The 19441-nt window shown below is 33.0% G+C and carries 19 protein-coding genes; 7 read left to right on the forward strand and 12 right to left on the reverse strand.

All coding sequences use genetic code 11. The features are described 5' to 3' along the window. Positions 1-3: 3 nt before the first annotated feature. The 5 genes from EV143_RS16305 to cysC all read right to left on the reverse strand — a co-directional run bounded on the left by EV143_RS16305 (position 4) and on the right by cysC (position 3431). A complete protein-coding gene (locus EV143_RS16305; protein ID WP_133508996.1) occupies positions 4-666 on the reverse strand; it encodes a TrmH family RNA methyltransferase in 663 nt (220 codons plus the stop codon). Between the two features lie 52 nt (positions 667-718). Next, a complete protein-coding gene (locus tag EV143_RS16310) occupies positions 719-1102 on the reverse strand; it encodes a hypothetical protein (RefSeq protein ID WP_133508997.1) in 384 nt (127 codons plus the stop codon). A gap of 93 nt (positions 1103-1195) precedes the next feature. After that, positions 1196-2164, reverse strand: a complete 969-nt coding sequence (locus EV143_RS16315) for a sulfotransferase family protein (RefSeq protein WP_133508998.1) — start codon at positions 2162-2164, stop codon at positions 1196-1198. Positions 2165-2172: 8 nt separating this feature from the next. Beyond that, positions 2173-2856: an aspartyl/asparaginyl beta-hydroxylase domain-containing protein gene (locus tag EV143_RS16320; RefSeq protein ID WP_133508999.1), complete on the reverse strand. Its 684-nt coding sequence runs from the start codon at positions 2854-2856 to the stop codon at positions 2173-2175. 11 nt (positions 2857-2867) lie between these two features. Beyond that, on the reverse strand, positions 2868-3431 hold the full coding sequence (gene cysC / locus EV143_RS16325) for an adenylyl-sulfate kinase (RefSeq protein ID WP_133509000.1): 564 nt from the start codon (positions 3429-3431) through the stop codon (positions 2868-2870). 174 nt (positions 3432-3605) lie between these two features. Here cysC and EV143_RS16330 point away from each other — a divergent pair, with 174 nt between their 5' ends. From EV143_RS16330 to EV143_RS16340, 3 genes are all read left to right on the forward strand, one after another. After that, positions 3606-4298: an SIR2 family NAD-dependent protein deacylase gene (locus tag EV143_RS16330; RefSeq protein WP_133509001.1), complete on the forward strand. Its 693-nt coding sequence runs from the start codon at positions 3606-3608 to the stop codon at positions 4296-4298. Between the two features lie 194 nt (positions 4299-4492). Next, positions 4493-5839: an adenylosuccinate lyase gene (purB, locus tag EV143_RS16335; protein WP_133509002.1), complete on the forward strand. Its 1347-nt coding sequence runs from the start codon at positions 4493-4495 to the stop codon at positions 5837-5839. Positions 5840-6079: 240 nt separating this feature from the next. Continuing rightward, entirely contained in the window at positions 6080-8338 is a 2259-nt protein-coding gene (locus EV143_RS16340; RefSeq protein ID WP_133509003.1) for a cation:proton antiporter domain-containing protein, read from the forward strand. Between the two features lie 51 nt (positions 8339-8389). Here EV143_RS16340 and EV143_RS16345 read toward each other — a convergent pair whose 3' ends face one another. From EV143_RS16345 to EV143_RS16355, 3 genes are all read right to left on the reverse strand, one after another. Beyond that, positions 8390-9028, reverse strand: coding sequence for a peroxiredoxin (locus EV143_RS16345; protein WP_133509004.1), 639 nt, complete (start codon positions 9026-9028; stop codon positions 8390-8392). Positions 9029-9206: 178 nt separating this feature from the next. After that, positions 9207-10424, reverse strand: a complete 1218-nt coding sequence (locus tag EV143_RS16350; protein WP_133509005.1) for an MFS transporter — start codon at positions 10422-10424, stop codon at positions 9207-9209. 16 nt (positions 10425-10440) lie between these two features. Then, positions 10441-11355 (reverse strand): AEC family transporter, encoded by a 915-nt coding sequence (locus EV143_RS16355; RefSeq protein ID WP_133509006.1) that lies wholly within the window; start codon positions 11353-11355, stop codon positions 10441-10443. Positions 11356-11665: 310 nt separating this feature from the next. Between EV143_RS16355 and EV143_RS16360 the strand changes: the two genes are divergently transcribed. The 3 genes from EV143_RS16360 (at position 11666) to meaB (ending at position 14083) form a co-directional block, all read left to right on the forward strand. Then, on the forward strand, positions 11666-12073 hold the full coding sequence (locus EV143_RS16360) for an Rrf2 family transcriptional regulator (protein ID WP_133509007.1): 408 nt from the start codon (positions 11666-11668) through the stop codon (positions 12071-12073). A 57-nt stretch (positions 12074-12130) separates the two neighbouring features. Then, on the forward strand, positions 12131-12772 hold the full coding sequence (locus tag EV143_RS16365) for an NAD(P)-dependent oxidoreductase (RefSeq protein WP_133509008.1): 642 nt from the start codon (positions 12131-12133) through the stop codon (positions 12770-12772). Between the two features lie 225 nt (positions 12773-12997). Next, positions 12998-14083 (forward strand): methylmalonyl Co-A mutase-associated GTPase MeaB, encoded by a 1086-nt coding sequence (gene meaB / locus EV143_RS16370; protein ID WP_133509009.1) that lies wholly within the window; start codon positions 12998-13000, stop codon positions 14081-14083. 35 nt (positions 14084-14118) lie between these two features. On the opposite strand, the gene EV143_RS16375 is transcribed toward meaB, so the two are convergent. The 4 genes from EV143_RS16375 to EV143_RS16390 all read right to left on the reverse strand — a co-directional run bounded on the left by EV143_RS16375 (position 14119) and on the right by EV143_RS16390 (position 18575). Then, entirely contained in the window at positions 14119-14664 is a 546-nt protein-coding gene (locus EV143_RS16375) for a hypothetical protein (RefSeq protein ID WP_243739893.1), read from the reverse strand. 176 nt (positions 14665-14840) lie between these two features. Further along, a complete protein-coding gene (locus EV143_RS16380) occupies positions 14841-16781 on the reverse strand; it encodes an LTA synthase family protein (RefSeq protein ID WP_133509010.1) in 1941 nt (646 codons plus the stop codon). Positions 16782-16839: 58 nt separating this feature from the next. Then, the gene (locus EV143_RS16385) at positions 16840-17067 is read right to left on the reverse strand and encodes a hypothetical protein (protein ID WP_059116453.1); all 228 of its coding nucleotides are present in this window, start codon (positions 17065-17067) and stop codon (positions 16840-16842) included. A 122-nt stretch (positions 17068-17189) separates the two neighbouring features. Beyond that, entirely contained in the window at positions 17190-18575 is a 1386-nt protein-coding gene (locus EV143_RS16390; RefSeq protein WP_133509011.1) for an MATE family efflux transporter, read from the reverse strand. Positions 18576-18764: 189 nt separating this feature from the next. Between EV143_RS16390 and EV143_RS16395 the strand changes: the two genes are divergently transcribed. Continuing rightward, on the forward strand, positions 18765-19298 hold the full coding sequence (locus EV143_RS16395; protein ID WP_133509012.1) for a hypothetical protein: 534 nt from the start codon (positions 18765-18767) through the stop codon (positions 19296-19298). The last annotated feature ends 143 nt before the right edge of the window (positions 19299-19441 follow it).

The following is a 19441-nucleotide window of genomic DNA, read 5'->3' on the forward strand; positions in this document are numbered from 1 at the left end:
AACTCATCGAGGATTTTCTTCGAAATAACGAGCTTCAATTCGTTTAATATCTTTTATAGAATTTTTAGCCCAATGCAAACGTTTCTCCAAAATTTCTTCATCTGTCAATTGCCAGTTTACATCAGATTCTCTTAATCTGTTTGTCAGGTTTTGAATAATGATTGCTGCTGAAACCGAGATATTTAAACTTTCTGTAAAACCAACCATCGGAATTTTTAGAAAACCATCTGCTTTTTCCAGAATTTCTTCCGATAAACCGTCTCTTTCCGTTCCGAAAAATAAAGCGCTTGGTTTTGTAATATCAAAATCCTCCATCAAACAATCGTTTTCATGAGGCGTTGTGGCAATAATTTGATATCCTTGATTTTTTAAAGTCGAAATACAATTGGTAACCGAATCGAATTTATTAATATCAACCCATTTTTGAGCGCCCATAGCAATTTCTTTATCAATTCGTTTTCCGTAACGCTGCTCGATAACGTTAAGTTCCTGAATTCCAAAAACTTCACAACTACGCATTACGGCGCTTGTATTATGCATCTGGAAAATATCTTCGACAACAATTGTAAAATGTTTGGTTCGGTTTCCGAGTACTTTCAGAAATTTTTCTTTTCGGTTATCAGTTAATATATTTTCAAGGAAAGCGAGGTAATCTAAATCAATCATTTTAAACTTATTTACGACAAAAATACATTTTAAAAGAAGTATTTCGATTGCTTTATTTCGATTTTTTATTAAAAATACCCTCTACAGCATCTTCAAAAATAGCTTCGCCAATGCTTTTCTTTTTGCTCCCACCCGGCATTGGTTCCGGTTCTATATTACTCATTTCCCTTTTAAGCAATAAATTAGTATTTGCAAAAGAATAATATTTTTGCGATTCGATTTTATAAGGATTAAAGCCGGGTTTCGGATTGTAGATAGAAAACTGAACAGGAAAAATCAGGTATTTTTGATAATTTATAAAATAATTGTCTTTCTGTGAAAATTCAAAATTTGCAATAGAACTATTGTTATTAAATGCAATTATTTTATCTGTTTTAGCTTGAGCGGATAAAACAGTTGTTGCCAGAAACACGAATATTAAAATTAGCTTTCTCATGGGATAAAAATAATATATAAAGGAAGAAAAAAACATACTTCAGATTAAAACATTAAAACTCGCTCCTGTTTTTACAAAAATAAAACTTATAGCTTAGCATTCTAAATGTTTGTATAGAGTATTATTCAGTTTTTCGTGCAAAATAATGAGTCTTGTAAAATCTATTTGTAAAGACTCTTCTTTAAAAAGATCTCCGGTAAAAATGGCCTTTTCATTTTTTGAATGTTTTTGTAAGCGATCATACATTTTGTCCAATTCGGTATTAGAATATTTGGTGTTAATGAATGATAAAAATTGCTCAACAACTTGTTTCATTCCTTCATTATAATTAAGAACTGTTACATTTTCATCGCTCTCATAAAAATCCAGAAATCCCTGAAAATATTTCTCCAAAACTAATGCACCATATTGCTGAAAACTTATTTCATCAATTTCTTTCGCGAAAATCCCAAAAACATTTGGTGGCAACAGGTTAGGTACCATATGCATTCCCATTTTTTTCTGATGTGACTTTAATACTTCTGTCGGATTTCTGTACAGCAAAGCAAAAGGTGTTTCCTGAAAAATTGATCTTAAAAATGAAGCGTTAAAAATATGCCAGGCATCGAGTTTTATAATCAAATGCTGTTGCTCCGTAAATCTTTTTTGGCCTAATAATTTTAATACTGATTTTATAAGAACCGTTTTTTTCTCCAAACTAAAAATGTTGCTTCTTAAAATTTGATCAATAATTGGTGCTTCAGAAATCATTATATTTTCTGCAGAAGTTACCAAAGACTGACTCAGCATTGTAGAACCGCAGCGGGAAACATGAAAAAACAATGATTTTAATTCAACTGAAATTAGTTCTTCAGACCAATTTATCAGATTTTCTACAGTACTTATTACCTTAAATGATTTTGAATTATAAGTAAGGCTTCGGCATTTCGAAATAGTTTCTTCAAAAAAAGGTTCGGCATATTTTAAATCAGCCAGATAAAACCATTCAAAATATATCTGATTATCTTTTTCTACCAAATTAATCGGAATCCAATTAAAGAGTGGATGGTTTATATTTTCCATTTTGTAAATTATTTTGTTTGAAGTTCTGCAATAATTTTAGCTGTTGCATCTGATGGATTTCGGGAAAGTTCAGCAATTATTTGTTGTTTTACTTCGTCTGAATATTCAGTTTTATTTGGAGAATAATGAACATCAAAACCCATTTTAGAAAATAATTCATCAGACCAATCGTTTCTTATACAATCAATTGTAAAATGAATACGCGGTTCAGCACTTTTGTTTTCTACGCTATGCGGCAATTGAAAATTAGCATGCCAGCATTCTCCCATTTTCATCGGAACCAGTTTTTTATCTACATAAAAATATACTTCTGAGTTTGTGATAATAGGTATATGAATTCTAAAAAAACCATCTTCATACGAAGTATCATTATCTACATGTTCTTTAATCTCACTTTGCGGATCTAAACGAAGTAATCTGACCGCTTCTTTTTCGCATTGAAACCAATCCATAATTTCTTTAAAATAATGACATTGATCCAGTAAACTTGTGTCTTTATATTCCTTGTTAGCAAAAGACATGATATCGTTAACCAAACCAGATTGCGATCTTAAAGAAACGCTTGTCCAGTTTCCTTCGTATCGGTTTGTATTAAAATGCGGTGTCCATAAATTATTTTCGCATATAATAAGATCATTTTGTAATTTATCAACAGAAAAAGAAATCGGAAGTTTACTGGAAGAAGGATTCATAATATTCTTATTTACAAATTAGATTTTAATTCTATAGTACCTGAATTTACATAAGACACATTCTCAATAATAAATTCATAAAGCTTGTTCGTAGAAAAAGAAACGGTTTCAGAATCTGTTTTCAATATTAAATCTGCTTTTGTCGGAATCTCAAAAACATCGCTAATTCCCGTAAAATTTTTAATTTTATTACTATCGTTATCCGGAAGTAAAGCTTTTTTGTAAAGTCCTTTTGGATCTCTTTTAATGAGATTTTCTATTGAACAATCTAAAAATACAGTTCGGACAAATTCATAGTTTCTTAATTCATTTCGGAGATTTTCGTACGGATTTATTACAGACATTAAAACGATTGTATCATTTTCAATAAAATTTCGTCCAACATGAAACAAACGCCTGACATTTTCGCATCTGTCATCTTTAGAAAATCCTAAATCCCTGCAAATTGTTTTACGATAAACATCTCCGTCAACTATTTCGGCTTTGTAACCATTTTCAATTAGCAAATAGCGAACATTTTCTGCCAATGTCGTTTTTCCCGATCCTGATAATCCTGTAAATTGTACTAAAATCATTTAGAATTTCTTTTCTTTTATTACCCATTAAAATTAAAGAATTCGCAAAAGCCTGACAATACGTATAACTACGCTAAATTGCTATCAAAGTTCTAAAAGAAGAATTGTTTAAGTCTTACTTTTTTAATGGAATTAGATAAGTAAATCACTATTTTTATCTTTTAATTTAATAAAATGAAAAAGAAACTTGTTGTTTTAACCGGCGCCGGAATTAGTGCCGAAAGCGGAATAAAAACTTTTCGTGACAGCGATGGTTTATGGGAAGGTCATGATGTAATGGAAGTTGCAACTCCCGAAGGCTGGCATAAAAATCAGGAACTGGTTTTAGATTTTTACAACAAAAGACGCGAGCAGCTTAAGGAAGTGAAGCCGAATTTAGGTCATCAGATTTTAGCCGAATTAGAACAGGATTTTGATGTATATATTATTACTCAAAATGTCGATGACTTACACGAACGTGCCGGAAGTACCAAAGTTTTGCATTTGCATGGCGAACTATTAAAAGTAAGAAGTACCCGAAACCGTGATCTAATTCTCGATTGGCATGACGATTTATTTACAGGAGATTTTGACGAAAACGGACACCAACTACGCCCGCATATTGTTTGGTTTGGCGAAGATGTTCCTGCTCTTGAAGAAGCCATTGAAATCACGGAAACTGCAGATTATTTTGCTGTGATTGGCACTTCATTGCAAGTTTATCCTGCAGCAGGATTAATTTCATATACTGATCGAATTACGCCTGTTTTTTATATTGATCCAAAACCAATTTCGATTCCGAATATTCAAAATAAAGTGGAAGTTATTGCCAAACCGGCGTCTGAAGGCGTTGCAGAATTAAGAGAAAGATTAAAATCTATTCAATAAAATCAAATACAAATTTCACAAATTTACACTAATCATTGCTGTTTTAAATTGAAAAATAAATTCTTTCTAATTTATTTGAAGTATTAGAAAAGGTTTTTTTCGTGAAAATTTATGAAATTTGTGTTTCCTTAATTTGCCTGTTTTAATCCGCAAATTCTGTTTATATTTGCACCTTTCGAACAAACAACATAACAATGACTACTTTAAACGAATTGAATGCTATATCGCCAATTGACGGAAGATATAGAAGCAAAACCCTTTCATTAGCACCTTTTTTCTCTGAAGAAGCTTTAATCAAATACCGTGTATTGGTTGAAATTGAATACTTTATTGCCTTGTGCGAAGTGCCATTACCACAACTTTCTGGCGTGAACCCAAATTTATTTGACAGTTTGCGTAATATCTATAAAAATTTCTCTAACGAAGATGCACTTTGGATTAAAGAAACAGAAAAGGTAACCAATCATGACGTAAAAGCGGTTGAGTATTTTATTAAAGATGCTTTTGAAAAATTAGGTTTATCTCAACATAAAGAGTTCATTCACTTTGGGTTAACATCTCAGGATATTAATAATACTGCTATTCCGCTTTCTACAAAAGATGCTTTTGAGCAGGTTTATATGCCATCTCTAATTGCTTTAATTTCGAAATTAAAAGAATTAAGCGTAGAATGGAAGGACATTCCGATGTTAGCGCGTACGCACGGACAACCGGCCTCTCCTACCCGTTTGGGCAAGGAAATTTTGGTTTTCGTAGAACGCCTAGAAGAGCAAATGCGTTTGTTGTTTAATATTCCGTTTGCTGCTAAATTTGGTGGTGCAACAGGAAATTACAACGCACATCACGTAGCCTATCCACAAATCGACTGGAAACAATTTGGAAGTAAATTTGTAGAAAATGAACTTGGTTTACACCATTCTTTTCCAACAACACAAATAGAACATTACGATCATTTTGCTGCATTTTTTGATGCTTTAAAAAGAATCAACAATATCATTATCGATTTAGACCGTGATATCTGGACGTATGTTTCTATGGATTATTTTAAACAAAAAATCAAAGCGGGTGAAATTGGATCATCGGCGATGCCACATAAAGTGAATCCAATTGATTTTGAAAATTCTGAAGGAAATTTAGGAATGGCAAATGCTATTTTCGAACATTTATCGGCGAAATTGCCAATTTCAAGATTACAACGTGATTTAACTGACAGTACGGTTTTGCGTAATATTGGAGTTCCGATGGGACATACTATTATTGCTTTTGAATCTGCGTTGAAAGGTTTAAACAAATTGCTTTTAAACGAAGGTAAATTTGCAGAAGATTTAGAAAAAAATTGGGCGGTTGTAGCAGAAGCAATTCAGACTATTTTACGTCGTGAAGCCTATCCAAATCCATATGAAGCTTTGAAAGGTTTAACAAGAACTAATGAAGCTATTGACAAAAAAGCAATTCACAATTTTATTGCGACTTTAGATGTTTCTGATGCCATTAAGCAAGAATTAATGCAGATAACACCTGCCAATTTCACAGGAATCTAAAGGAAACCTAAAATATTTTCTCAAAAAAAGCTATCTTTAACGATAGCTTTTTTTATTCTCATTAAATCCGATTGGAAACTAGCCCAGATTGCAATGAAAAGCCTTTTGCGAAAAAAACTATATTTTTTTGCAGGAACAGAGCGACCGGAGGAAGCTCCTGGTACTGCTTTAAAAATATGTTTTTTGAGTAAAAGCTTGAAATGAAAAGCTGGATTAGCTCCTGAACAAAAAATACCACTTATGATTGCCTTAAATGCCGTTGCAGAAACTACGCACCACTTAGAACCTTTAATTAGCGACTTGGGATTAATCCTGATGACTGCCGGAATTGCTGTATTGTTATTTAAAAAAATGAAACAGCCTTTGGTTTTAGGATATCTAATTGCCGGGTTTTTAGCAGGTAATCATTTTGATTTTTTCCCTTCAATAACAGAAATGAAAAGCGTTGAAGTCTGGGCAGAAATTGGAGTAATTATCCTTTTGTTTAGTTTAGGTTTGGAATTTAGTTTTAAGAAACTGATGAAAGTGGGCGGAACGGCTTCGATTACCGCTTGTACGCAAATTATAACAATGGTTGCTATTGGCTATCTGGTTGGAAGATGGATGGATTGGTCGCAAATGGATAGTATTTTCCTGGGGGTAATTTTATCGATTTCTTCTACAACCATCATCTTAAAAACGTTTGATGAGCTTGGTGTTAAAGCGCAAAAATTTGCCGGAATTGTTATTGGTTCCCTAATTGTACAAGATATTGTGGCCATTTTAATGATGGTTTTACTTTCTACGATTGCGGTAAGTCAGCAATTTTCGGGAAGCGAATTATTAATGTCGGTTTTAAAACTCGTGTTTTTCCTGACAGCCTGGTTTTTGGGCGGAATCTTTTTTATTCCGACGCTTCTTAAAAAAGCAAAACATTTACTGACAGATGAAATGTTGCTTATTATTTCGCTGGCATTATGTCTTACGATGGTTATTTTCGCTTCGAATGTTGGTTTTTCTCCAGCTTTAGGCGCTTTTATAATGGGTTCTATTATTGCCGAAACAACTCAGGCAGAACATATCGAACATTTGGTAAAACCGGTAAAAGATTTATTTGGCGCTATATTTTTCGTTTCTGTCGGAATGTTAATTGATCCGAAAATGTTGTACGAGCATGCCCTTCCGGTCGCCATTTTAACGGTTATAACCATTCTGGGACAATCGGTGAGTTCTACCATTGGCGCTTTACTGGCCGGACAACCGCTTAAACAATCGGTGCAAACCGGAATGAGTTTGTCGCAAATTGGTGAATTCTCGTTTATTATTGCCACTTTAGGAATTACTCTTAATGTTACAAGTTCATTTTTATATCCCGTTGTTGTGGCTGTTTCTGCAATCACAACTTTTACCACACCTTTTATGGTGAAATATGCTGTGCCTTTTTCTCATTTTCTGGAGCAGAAATTACCTAAAAAATGGGTTAAAAACATCAACCGTTATAGTTTAAACGCACAAGCGATAAAATCGGTAAGTATTTGGCAGAAAGTACTACATGCTTATGTAATTCAAATTATTCTGCACACTATTATTATTGCTGCCATTATTTTATTATCATCTAAATTTATTGCGCCCCTGGTAGCTGATACAAGATTTGGAAATACTTTGGCTGCACTTATTACATTAATTGCAATTGCGCCTTTTTTATGGGCATTATCGCTGCGACGCGTTGCAGTTGATGAAGTTGAATTACTTTGGGAAGAGCGTAAATATCGTGGTGCTCTTTTGATGATGATTTTAATCAGAATGAGTCTAGGATTATTTTTTATCGGATTTCTACTGAACATTTTCTTCTCGCCTTTGGTTGCTTTTGTTGCCTTAATAATTGCTATCGTGGTGTATCAAATATTCCCTAAAAAGCTGAACGAACAATATCACAAAATTGAAAATCACTTTTTAAAGAATTTCAACGATCGTGAAAACAAAAAAATCGACAGACGTTATGCCAATTTAATGCCCTGGGATGGTCACATGTCATTTTTTGAGATTGGGAAAGAATCGAATCTGGCTGGTAAAACATTACAGGAATTGCGTATTCGTGAAGAAATGGGAATTAATATTGCTTACATAAAACGTGGCGAAGTAACAATTCCGATTCCGACTAAAACAGAACGTTTGTTTCCGGGTGATGAAATTTGCGTGATTGGTACAGATGCTCAGGCAACCGAGTTTACAAAATATTTGAATCTGCACGAAACCGAAGCGGCTAAAACTGTAGAAGAATCTCAAATTGTATTACGCCAATTAGAAGTTGCTAACGAGGAATTTATACAAAAAAGTATCGGACAATTTAGAACCAAAACCAACGGAATGGTAGTTGGATTAGAACGAAACGGAAACAGAATTTTAAATCCGGAATCGCATTTGGTTCTGGAAAAAAATGATATTATCTGGGTTGTTGGCGATAAAAAAAGAATGAATGAGTTGTTTGAGAAGAAAGGTGCTAAGGAACTAAGGCACTGAGGTTCTAAGATTTTAAACTTGGTAACTTAGAACCTCAGTACCTCAGAACCCTTATTTGTTAGGTTGCGGTGTCATTCTCAAATATGGTTTTATCGGAGTATGCCCTTTTGGGAATTTTGCCGGAATATCACTATCAGGAACTGCCGGAGTAATAACTACATCTTCTCCATCTTTCCAGTTTGCAGGAGTTGCAACGCTATAATTTGCAGTTAATTGCAAACTATCAATAACACGAAGTAATTCTTCAAAATTTCTTCCTGTAGAAGCTGGATAGGTTAATGTCAATTTTATTTTTTTATCAGGACCCACTACAAAAACCGAACGCACTGTAAATTTCTCACTTGCATTTGGGTGCAACATATCATATAAAGTCGCTATTTTTTTATCCTCATCAGCAATTATCGGAAAATTAACTGTTGTGTTTTGAGTTTCATTAATGTCTTTGATCCACTCTTTGTGCGACTCTAAACCATCTACACTCAAAGCAATAACTTTTGTATTTCTTTTTGTAAATTCAGGAACATAATTCGCAACTGTTCCTAATTCAGTTGTACAAACAGGAGTAAAATCTGCAGGATGTGAAAATAAAACACCCCATGAATCACCCAACCATTCGTGAAAATTTATTGTTCCTTCTGTTGTTTCCGCCTGAAAATCCGGAGCTATATCGCCTAATCTTAATGTTGACATAATTGTATTTTTTTAGTTCATCTAAAATTAACTAAAAAACAGATAAGGAAAACATCAAAAATTTAAAAATAAGTTAAAATTCTATTTTCTCTATCGAGTTAGTATTTGAGCTTCTAAATAGTAAGTACTAAAAAGCTTTTTTAATGATTCCTATAATTTTACTAAATCTATTTTGTGGTTATTTCTTCTTTTGAATATTCGGTAAAAAGTAAGCGAGGACTCCAATTAAAGGCAAATACGAACTGATTTTATAAACATATTCAATACTCGTTTGGTCAGCAATATAGCCTAAAATGGCAGAACCCAAACCACCCATTCCGAAAGCAAAACCAAAAAACAGACCTGAAATCATTCCCACTTTTCCTGGTTTTAATTCCTGTGCAAAAACTAAAATTGCAGAGAATGCAGAAGCAATTATAACACCAATAATTACAGCTAGAACGCCTGTCCAAAATAAATTAGCATACGGCAAAAGCAAGGTAAATGGCGCAGCTCCTAAAATAGAGAACCAGATAATATATTTTCTTCCAAAATGATCACCTAACGGTCCACCAATTAAAGTTCCGGCTGCAACAGAAGCTAAAAAAATAAACAAGTAAAATTGAGAATCCTGAACACTCATAGAAAATTTACTAATTAAATAAAAAGTAAAATAACTAGACATGCTCGCCATATAAAAGAATTTGGAGAATATCAGCAATAATAAAACAATGATTGAAATGGTGATTTTTCTGTTTGATAATGCAACAGTTTCTTCTTCTAAACCACCTTTTTTAGCCGCTCTTAAATTCATATGATTTTCATACCAAAGGGCAATTCTTGACAAAATACCGATTCCGATAACGCCTGCGATAACAAACCAAATCACATACGATTGTCCGTAAGGTGCAACAACCAAAGCAACTAATAAAGGTCCGATTGCACTTCCGGCATTTCCTCCTAATTGAAAAATAGATTGTGCTAAACCACGCTTTCCACCAGAACCTAAAAAGGCAACGCGCGATGCTTCAGGGTGAAATATTGAAGAACCAATTCCGACTAAAGCTACTGAAATCAATAACATCACGAATGAACTCGAAATAGACAATAATCCTAAACCTAAAATGGTGAAAATCATCGCTGCTACAAGCGAATATGGTTTTGGCTTTTTATCGGTATAAAAACCAACAAAAGGCTGTAACAAAGAAGCTGTCAATTGAAAAACAAACGTAATTAGTCCGATTTGGGTGAAACTTAGATTAAAGTTTTCCTTTAAAATTGGATATGTTGAAGGAATTACGGATTGCATTAAATCGTTTAATAAATGCGCAAATGCAATTGAAAATAATACCGAATAAACTGTTTTTTGAGCTAAAGCACCGCCGTCGATTGAGGCCGTTTGGGTAGATGAATTCATATTGTAGTAAACAAGATTATATTACAAAACTAACGATAAAATACCAGATGGCGAGGGTTAAAAAAGAAATCGGGATACCGAAACCAATCATCATACTGCTTAATTTTGGTTTTAAACCATACGTTGAAGCTAAGATTGCACCTGTAATCATCGGAGCCATAGCCATTTCCATAACCGTTATTTTAATCGCTTCAGAATGTTGGTTGAAAATAAAAACATACAAAACCAAAATTATAAATGGAGTGATGATCAATCTAAAAAAAAGTCCAAGCCGCAGAAATCGCCAATGCTGACTTTTTCGATCAAAACTAAGTTGCAATCCTACTGAAAACAAAGCTAATGGCGTAACTAAACTTCCAATTTTTAACAAAACTGATTGAAGGTTTACAACTAAATCATATTGAAAAACATTCATCAAACAAGCTACAACGAATGTTATAAAAGGCGGAAATAAAATTATCTTTTTGAAAATACTCAAAGCATCCGGACTTCCTTTAGAATAAAAAGCAGCTACAAAAACACCTAAAGTTGAAACTACGACAAAAGTTCCGGGCTGGTCTACAAGTACCGCCGTTTCCAAACCTTTTTTACCAAATAATGCTTCAATTATAGGATATCCTAAAAATGATGAATTGCTTAGTCCTGCCGTAAGTACCAAACAACCAATTAGTTTGTTTGACCAGCCCAATCGTCGTCCTAGAAAATGAAAGAATAAAAAAGCCAATAAAAAACTAATCCATCCGGCTCCTATCGGAAACAACAAATCATTGCTCCATTTTATTTTTGGAATATGATATAAGGTGATGGCCGGCAAGCATAAATAAATGACTATTTTATTGATAGTCTTGTAAATATGTGTTGGGAATTGCTTTATGTTTTTTAAAAGCAATCCTAAAATCAAGAAGAAAAATATTAGAATAAAGTTGTTCATTCTTTTTTAGTGATTAGTACTTGGTAACTGGTCCTTAGTAATTAGTGCTTAGTGATTAGTATTTGTTAGAACTAATTCGTGAATTTAGTTATAAGTGCTACTATTATATTTTTGTAAAAGTAAGGACTTTAGTTAATTTTCTCTATAGAAACCTGTTTATTGATCACCTAATTACTAAAGCTAAAGACTAACCACTAGGAACTAAGAACTAACCACTAATCACTAAGGACTAGTTACTAATCACTAAAAAAAATAAAAAAAACTATAATTCAAAAAAAAGCATTACATTTGTAATATATTTTATTACAGTATGATTTCAGGTAAATTTGCCATAACGATTCACATTCTTACTTTGCTCACTAAATTTCCGAATGATTATTTATCATCAGAATTTATTGCAGGAAGCATTAATTTAAATCCTGTTTTGGTTCGTAAAGAAATTGCAAACCTGAAAGCGCATCATGTTGTAGAAAGTAAAGAAGGAAAAAATGGCGGAACAAGATTGGCTGTAGATGCTTCAAAGTTAACTTTAAAAGAGATTTTTGAAATGACTTTTGAAACTATTAATTTAGGTTACGCCAAAAATCAACCGAATCCGGATTGTCCTGTTGGAAAAAAAATAAATCAAAATTTAGCTGTTTTATATGCTGAAATGAACGAAAAAGTGAGTTTACAATTGAATGGGATTTCTCTAGAAGATTTTTCAAATCAATTCTAAAACTATTTTTTTATACAAAACTGTAACATTTTTTATTACTAAATAAATTTATATATTATGAAAATCGCAATTATTGGAGCAACAGGATTTGTTGGCTCAGCCATTTTAAACGAATTAGCAAACAGAAATCATGAAATTACTGCTATCGCAAGAAACCCAAAAGAAACCTCAACTGCAAAATGGATTGCTGCAGATATTTTTAATGTAGATGCCTTAGCGGAAGTTTTAAAAGGAAATGATGTTGTCATAAACGCCTACAATCCAGGTTGGAACAACCCAAACATCTATGATGATTTTCTTGTGGGTTCTAAATCTATTCAGGAAGCTGTAAAAAAATCAGGCGTAAAACGTTTTATCACGATTGGTGGTGGCGGAAGTTTATTTGTTGCACCAAATTTACAAGCGGTTGATACACCCGATTTCCCGAAAGAGTTTTACGCAGGAGCAACTGCTGCAAGAGATTATCTGAATATTATTAAAGAAGAAAAAGATTTGGATTGGGCCTTTTTTAGTCCGGCTTTTGAAATGCATGCGGGAACTACAACCGGAAGAACTGGAAAATACCGTTTAGGTTTAGAAAATCCTGTTTTTAATGACGAACAAAGAAGTATTCTTTCTGTAGAAGATTTAGCGGTTGTAATTGCTGATGAAACAGAAACTCCAAAACACCATCAGGTTCGTTTTACGGCTGGATATTAATTTTATTTAGCCACGAATTACACTAATTTTCACGAATTAGAGTATTTCTTACGGCTTTGCATCCGTAATATAAGTTTAGACCCGACAGGTTTTAAAAACCTGTTGGGTCTTTTTGCGTTACAAAAATACGGTTACAATTCGTGTAAATTTGTGCAATTCGTGGCAAACTAACTTTTTGAAACTGTTTTTGTTTTCTGTACTTTTACGATACTAAAAAGTATTGTTTTGCCAAGTTCAAAAAACCAATCAAGTAGTTTACAAGAAAAAGCTGGAATTTCGCCTCCTGAAATTATCAATGTTTCTGCTATTTCTCAAATTCAGAAAAACAGAAAACAGCAACCTTCTTCTGACGAATTGATTGATGGAATTTTAAAGGGAAACATAACTTCTTTAAGCCGTGCGATTACTTTAGTCGAAAGTACAAATCCTGAACATGCTGAAAAAGCAAATGAAGTTATAAAAGGATGTTTACCTCACGCCAATAAATCAATCCGAATAGGAATAACTGGTGTTCCTGGAGTTGGAAAAAGTACTTTTATTGAAGCTTTTGGAACGTTCTTAACTGATTTGGGAAAAAAAGTTGCGGTGTTAGCCGTTGATCCGAGTAGTTCGCTTTCTCATGGCAGTATTTTGGGAGATAAAACCCGTATGGAAGAATTGGTAAAAGATGCAAATGCTTTTATTCGTCCGAGTGCTTCCGGTGATACCTTAGGCGGCGTTGCGCGTAAAACCCGTGAATCGATTATTCTCTGTGAAGCGGCAGGTTTTGATACTATTATTATTGAAACTGTGGGCGTTGGTCAAAGTGAAACTGCTGTTCACAGTATGGTTGACTTTTTTCTATTACTAAAAATTTCCGGTGCGGGCGATGAACTTCAAGGCATTAAACGCGGCATTATGGAAATGGCAGATGCAATTGTAATCAATAAGGCAGACGGCGATAATATCAAAAAAGCGAATCAGGCAAAATTAGAATTCAACAGGGCTTTGCATTTATTTCCTCCCAAAAAATCAACCTGGCAGCCAAAAGTTACCACTTGTAGTGCCATTACTAAAGAAGGAATTTCTGAGATTTGGGATACGATTTGTCAATATTTTCAAATGACTAATGAATGCGGCTTTTTTCAGGAAAAAAGAAGAGAACAAAATCATTTCTGGATGATGGAAACTATAGATGAACATTTGAAATCAAACTTTTACAATCAGCCTGGGATTATTGGGCAAATGGAACAAATCAAAAAAGCGGTGCAAAATGATGAAATATCACCTTTTGCAGCCGCTCAGTTTTTATTAAGTGAATATAAAAAATAGCTCCTGATTCCTTAACGCTTTTTTTAATATTTCATTTATTTCACATTAATTGAAATTGTATAAGTCTCTTCAGTTTCTTGAATAGGGTATTTACCAGGAACTAAAATATCTGAATTGAATTTTAAAGATTTAACTAATTCCGGATCTATAGTTTGTCCTTCAGGTATTACATAAACTTCTCCATTTCGTAATAATTCTTTCTGATGCTCTTCAGTCAAAGCACTTTTTTGAATTTTCATAATAAATTTTCCTTTTTCATTTTCAATAAGCACTGGTGTTCCAGTAGAATCTGGTTTAAAAAGGTTAAGGTAGTGCCAATTAAAGGTATAAATATCATAACAAAAACCATTTGGCTGACTGCAGTCAATATTATGCGATCCCCAATTTCGTACAATAATTGAATATTGGTAATACATTCTTTGAGTATTTGATGGATTTTGCTGTTCAATTTTTGATGATTCCGAATTTTGATCTTCGATTGAATCGTTGTTACAGCTTATAAAAATAACTGCAAACACAAAAACTAACATCACTTTTAATACTTCAGATTTTTCAATCTTTTTTTGTGGTAAATTTTTCATAATAAATAAATTTAATTGCCCTACTCTATCACAGGCTTTTCGGGTTACGCCTTTTGGTTTATTATATATCAATTAAATTTATTTTTGTTACCCTTTTCGTTTGAATTTTAATACAAAAAAAAGCTGCTAAGTATGAAATTACATACCTAGCAGCTTTTTTTAAAATCAACTGAAAATTATTTTTTCGTATTCCTAAGTTTATATTTATTCTCCTTATATAAATTTCCTGCTGTAATAACATGCGCCAAAGCATCTTTTGCTAATTCTTCATTTAATTTTACAGGAATTAAAGTCGTATCGTTTTTAATTTCAAATTGCAAAGGTTTTAAATTCGGCTGCATAATTACAACCTGGTTTTCGACTCTAAAAGCATTAATGTCATTAAACTGCATGATCGATCTTCCTTGCACTTTTGGATCTAATTTATTTAAATTTCTTCCTACCATTGGCGTTTCAAAAGGAACTCCTAAATAGCCCAATAATGTTGGTGGAATATCAATTTGGCTTGCCAGATTACTGTAAACTGCTCCTTTTTGAACTCCTGGTCCCATGATTAAAGCCGGAATATGAAATTTATTAATTGGCACTAAATTTTTTCCGTAGGTTCTTGTGTTATGATCTGCAATTACAATGAAAATTGTATTTTTAAAATACGCTTCTTTCTTGGCCATTTCGAAGAATTTTCCAATTGAAAAATCGGCATATTTCATGGCGTTATTTACTGTTGCCGGTTTTTTATCATACGGTTTAATTCTTCCCGCAGGGTATTCAAAAGGTTCGTGATTTGACGTTGAAAACATTAAAGAAAAGAAAGGTTTATCGCCTTTAGCTTTAAAATAATTATTGGCTTTTGTTACCAAATCTTCATCAGAATAACCCCAGGTTCCTTTGAAAGCATATTTGTTTCCATCAGATTCAAAATCTTCCTGATCTACAATATCCTGAAAACCATTTCCATTGAAAAACGAAGCCATATTATCAAAGTTCGCCATTCCACCATAAATAAAACTGGTTTCATAACCTTTTTGTTTTAAAGCTTCGGCTAGTGTGAAAAATCCTTGTTGAGAGTTTCCTAATTTCACCACACTTTCAGATGGCGACGGTAAAAATCCGGTTACAACCGCTTCGATTCCGCGAACGCTTCTTGTTCCCGTGCAGTATAAATTGGTAAATAGTAAACCTTCTTTAGATAATTTATCAAATTCAGGAGTTAGAGGTTTTCCGCCTAAAATTCCAACATATTCAGCGCCTAAACTTTCTTGTAGAAAAATCACTAAATTATAAGGTTTCTTAACAGCCGAATCTGGTTGTTGGACATGAAGAAACGGAATATTGGCATCGGTAAAATCAGAAGGTCTCGCAATCATGTATTTTTTTACACGTGCGATTGCTTCGGCTTCATCCATTTTTCCGTACATCTTGGTGTTTCCTTCATTTTTGATTGAATAAGCTGCAAAAGCAACGGTATAAAATGAATTTAAACCTAAAGTGTTCGTTAGCTGATCTGTAGAAAAAACGGCATTACTGGCATTTATAGGGCGCTTTGAAGTCAGACTAGAACGTGCTCCAAAAAACAATACAAAAGCAACTAATGGAAAAATCATTAATTTGAATTTATATTCGGCACTTGTTGTATGAAAATATTTTTTCCCTTTTTTGAAAGCAAAATATATAACAACTCCCAAAATAAGGAAAGTAACTATGATTGATGTCAGGTAACTTTTTAAAAGCATTCCGACAACTTCTTTCGGATAAATTAAATAATCTAAGAAGATTTTATTCGGACGTGTGTCGTATTGCTTCACAAAATCCGGAGAAGCTAATTCTACAAAAAGAATCAAAAACAGAAATAAAAAACTATAAATTACCAAAAAGTTATTGGTAAACTTTAGCCACTTATTCGGTAAAAAAGTAATTAAAACAGCCGGAAGAAAAGATAAATAACAAAGTAAAATCAAATCCATTCGAAGGCCGATTGGAAAAATATACCAGAAATTTGGTGTTTCTACTACTCTTTCTTTAAAAAGAAAAAATAAAAAGATTCTACTTAAAGTAGTAATTAGCAAGCCGATTGCTATAAAATTAAAAATAGGTTTTAAAAAACTTAATTTCTTCATTTGAAAGATTTAATTATTTTTTGATTGACAAATACAGTTAAAACACAAAAGTGCGTTTTTACTCTTCGTAGCGATTTATTTCTCTGTCGTAAAATTCATTTGCCAAAACAATCAAACCTTCCATTTCAGCATTTAATTCAGCTTCATCAAGATCTTCGGCTTCTTCCATAATCTCAACCTCATCATCTTTCAAATTGATGATAAATCTTGGATAATCAAGGTGAATGATAAAAATATCATCTGGAAAATCAGTATTGTCTCCGAGTAAAAATTTAGGTAATTCCATTTTAATTTATTTTTTGTTTTTATAATTTTTTCTTGCCACAGATTGCAGATTCTCACTGATTATTTTTAAAAAATCATTTTAATCCTTAAAATCTGTAGCTTCTATTTTTTCTGTTTTCAAATTTAGTTATTTGAAAATGAATTATTGATTAATTTTTTTGTCAGGTAATGAAAGCGCATGTAGAGAAAAATTGCTGCTGTAGTTAATCCTGCCAAAAGTCCTATCCAAACCCCTTGCGCCTTCCATTCTGTATATTCTCCTAAATAATAAGAAATTGGAAAACCAACAATCCAATAGGCAATGAAAGTAATATACATCGGAATTTTAACGTCTTGCAAACCGCGTAAAGCACCTAAAACGACAACCTGAATTCCATCAGAAATTTGAAAAATCGCAGCGATTAATAATAATTTTGAAGCAATTTCAATTACTTCTGTATTATCTAAAAGTTGTCCTCCATTTTCCATATTTAAAAAGATGTGAGGAAAAAAATCATGGCAAACCACAAACAGAAATGCAAAAAAAGTTTCGATGGTAATAGCAAGTAAAAATATAGAACGTGCTACAACTACAAGGTTTTTAAAATCATTTAATCCTCGTTGATTACTTACTCTAATCATTGCGGTTACACTCAATCCCATGGCAAACATAAAAGTAAGTGAAGACAAACTCAAAGCGATTTGATTGGCGGCCTGGCTGGTTTTACCAATATTACCACAAAGCCAGATTGAGGCTGTAAACAAAACAACTTCAAAAAGCATTTGCATTGCAGATGGAAATCCGATGCTTATTATTTTTTTTAAAGTCTCGCTTTTAATTTCATTAAAACTGAAATTCTTGAAAAAATGTTTCAGATCATCTCTTCTTGACAGCATAATATGCATGAACATAACCAGAAATATTCTCGAAATTACAGTACCAAGTGCTGCACCGATAATTCCCATTTTAGGAAAAATCCAAATGCCGTAAATCAACAGATAATTTATGCCTACGTGAAGTACATTGGCCATAATCATAGCATACATCGAATATTTTGTCATCGATTTTCCGTCGGCAAATTGTTTATAACCCTGGTACATTACTAAAGGTATCAATGAAAAAGCAACCCAGTCTAAATAGGGTTTTGCCAGTACAATTACTTCTTTGGGCTGTTCTAACAATTCCATTAACGGTTTTGCCAAAACAATTAAGCCAAAAAGCATCAGCCCAATAATGGCGCATAAAAATAAACCGTGGTGAAATGCAGAACGAATTTTGCCATCGTTTTTTTCGGCATCGCCTTCGGCAACAATTGGCGTAATAGCTGTCGAAAAGCCTATTCCTAATGACATCGCAATAAAAATCATGCTGTTTCCAAGTGAAACTGCCGCCAATTCTGTACTTCCTAATTTCCCTACCATTATATTGTCGACAATACCAATTAAGGTATGACCAACCATTCCTAATATTATAGGATATGCTAATCTAAAATTATACGAGAACTCCTTGGTGTACTGCTTTAAATTCACTTTTATTCTTTTAAGTCGGCAAAGATAATCAGAAGCTTTGAATTCTATCCTATTATTAAAAAATGTAAGCCAATTTTAAGGATTCAATACTCAGCGAAATATTATATAACAATTCTTGAAAATTATATAACAAAGCCCAAAACACTAGACGCTACTTTTACACTATTAATAATTAAAAATAATATTACAATGAAATTACAAAATCTAAGAACATTTTGCCTAGCAATTATTGCTATTTTATACGCCAACACAACATTCGCTCAAACTACAGTAGAGAGCGAAATTAAAAATTACGATCAGGGTTTTAGATTAGGTTTTGGTATCAATGGAGGTCTCCCAACAGATAATGCTTATGATTGGTCTTTAGGTGGAGATGTGCGTTTGCAATATGATTTAACTAAAAGAGCTTCTCTTACTCTAACAACTGGTTTTACCAATTTGTTTATGGGGAAAGATGAAAATGGAGTTGATGTTAATGATTTAGGTTTTATTCCGGCAAAAGCAGGATTTAAAGCTTTTATCTGGGAAGATCAATTTTATGTTTTAGGTGAAGTTGGAGCTGGTTTTGCAGTTACAAACGGTTACGATGACACAACTTTTATTTGGTCTCCTGGAATTGGTTATGCAAACAAATACATTGACGTTAGTGTACGTTACGAAAGTTATAACACATTCAAAACTGATCAGGTAGCGCTTCGTTTAGCTTACGGTTTTGATTTGTAAAAATACTTATATTTTTATTCTTTTGTTTTTGGTAAAGCCCGGCAGTTCCTCATAGTCTGTCGGGTTTTTACCATTAACATCCTAATAATAAACCCGACATGTTTTAGAACTGTCGGGTTTACTTATTTAAGCAATAAAATTTT

Origin of the sequence: Flavobacterium chryseum (assembly GCF_004362015.1) — a bacterium.
GTDB lineage: Bacteria > Bacteroidota > Bacteroidia > Flavobacteriales > Flavobacteriaceae > Flavobacterium.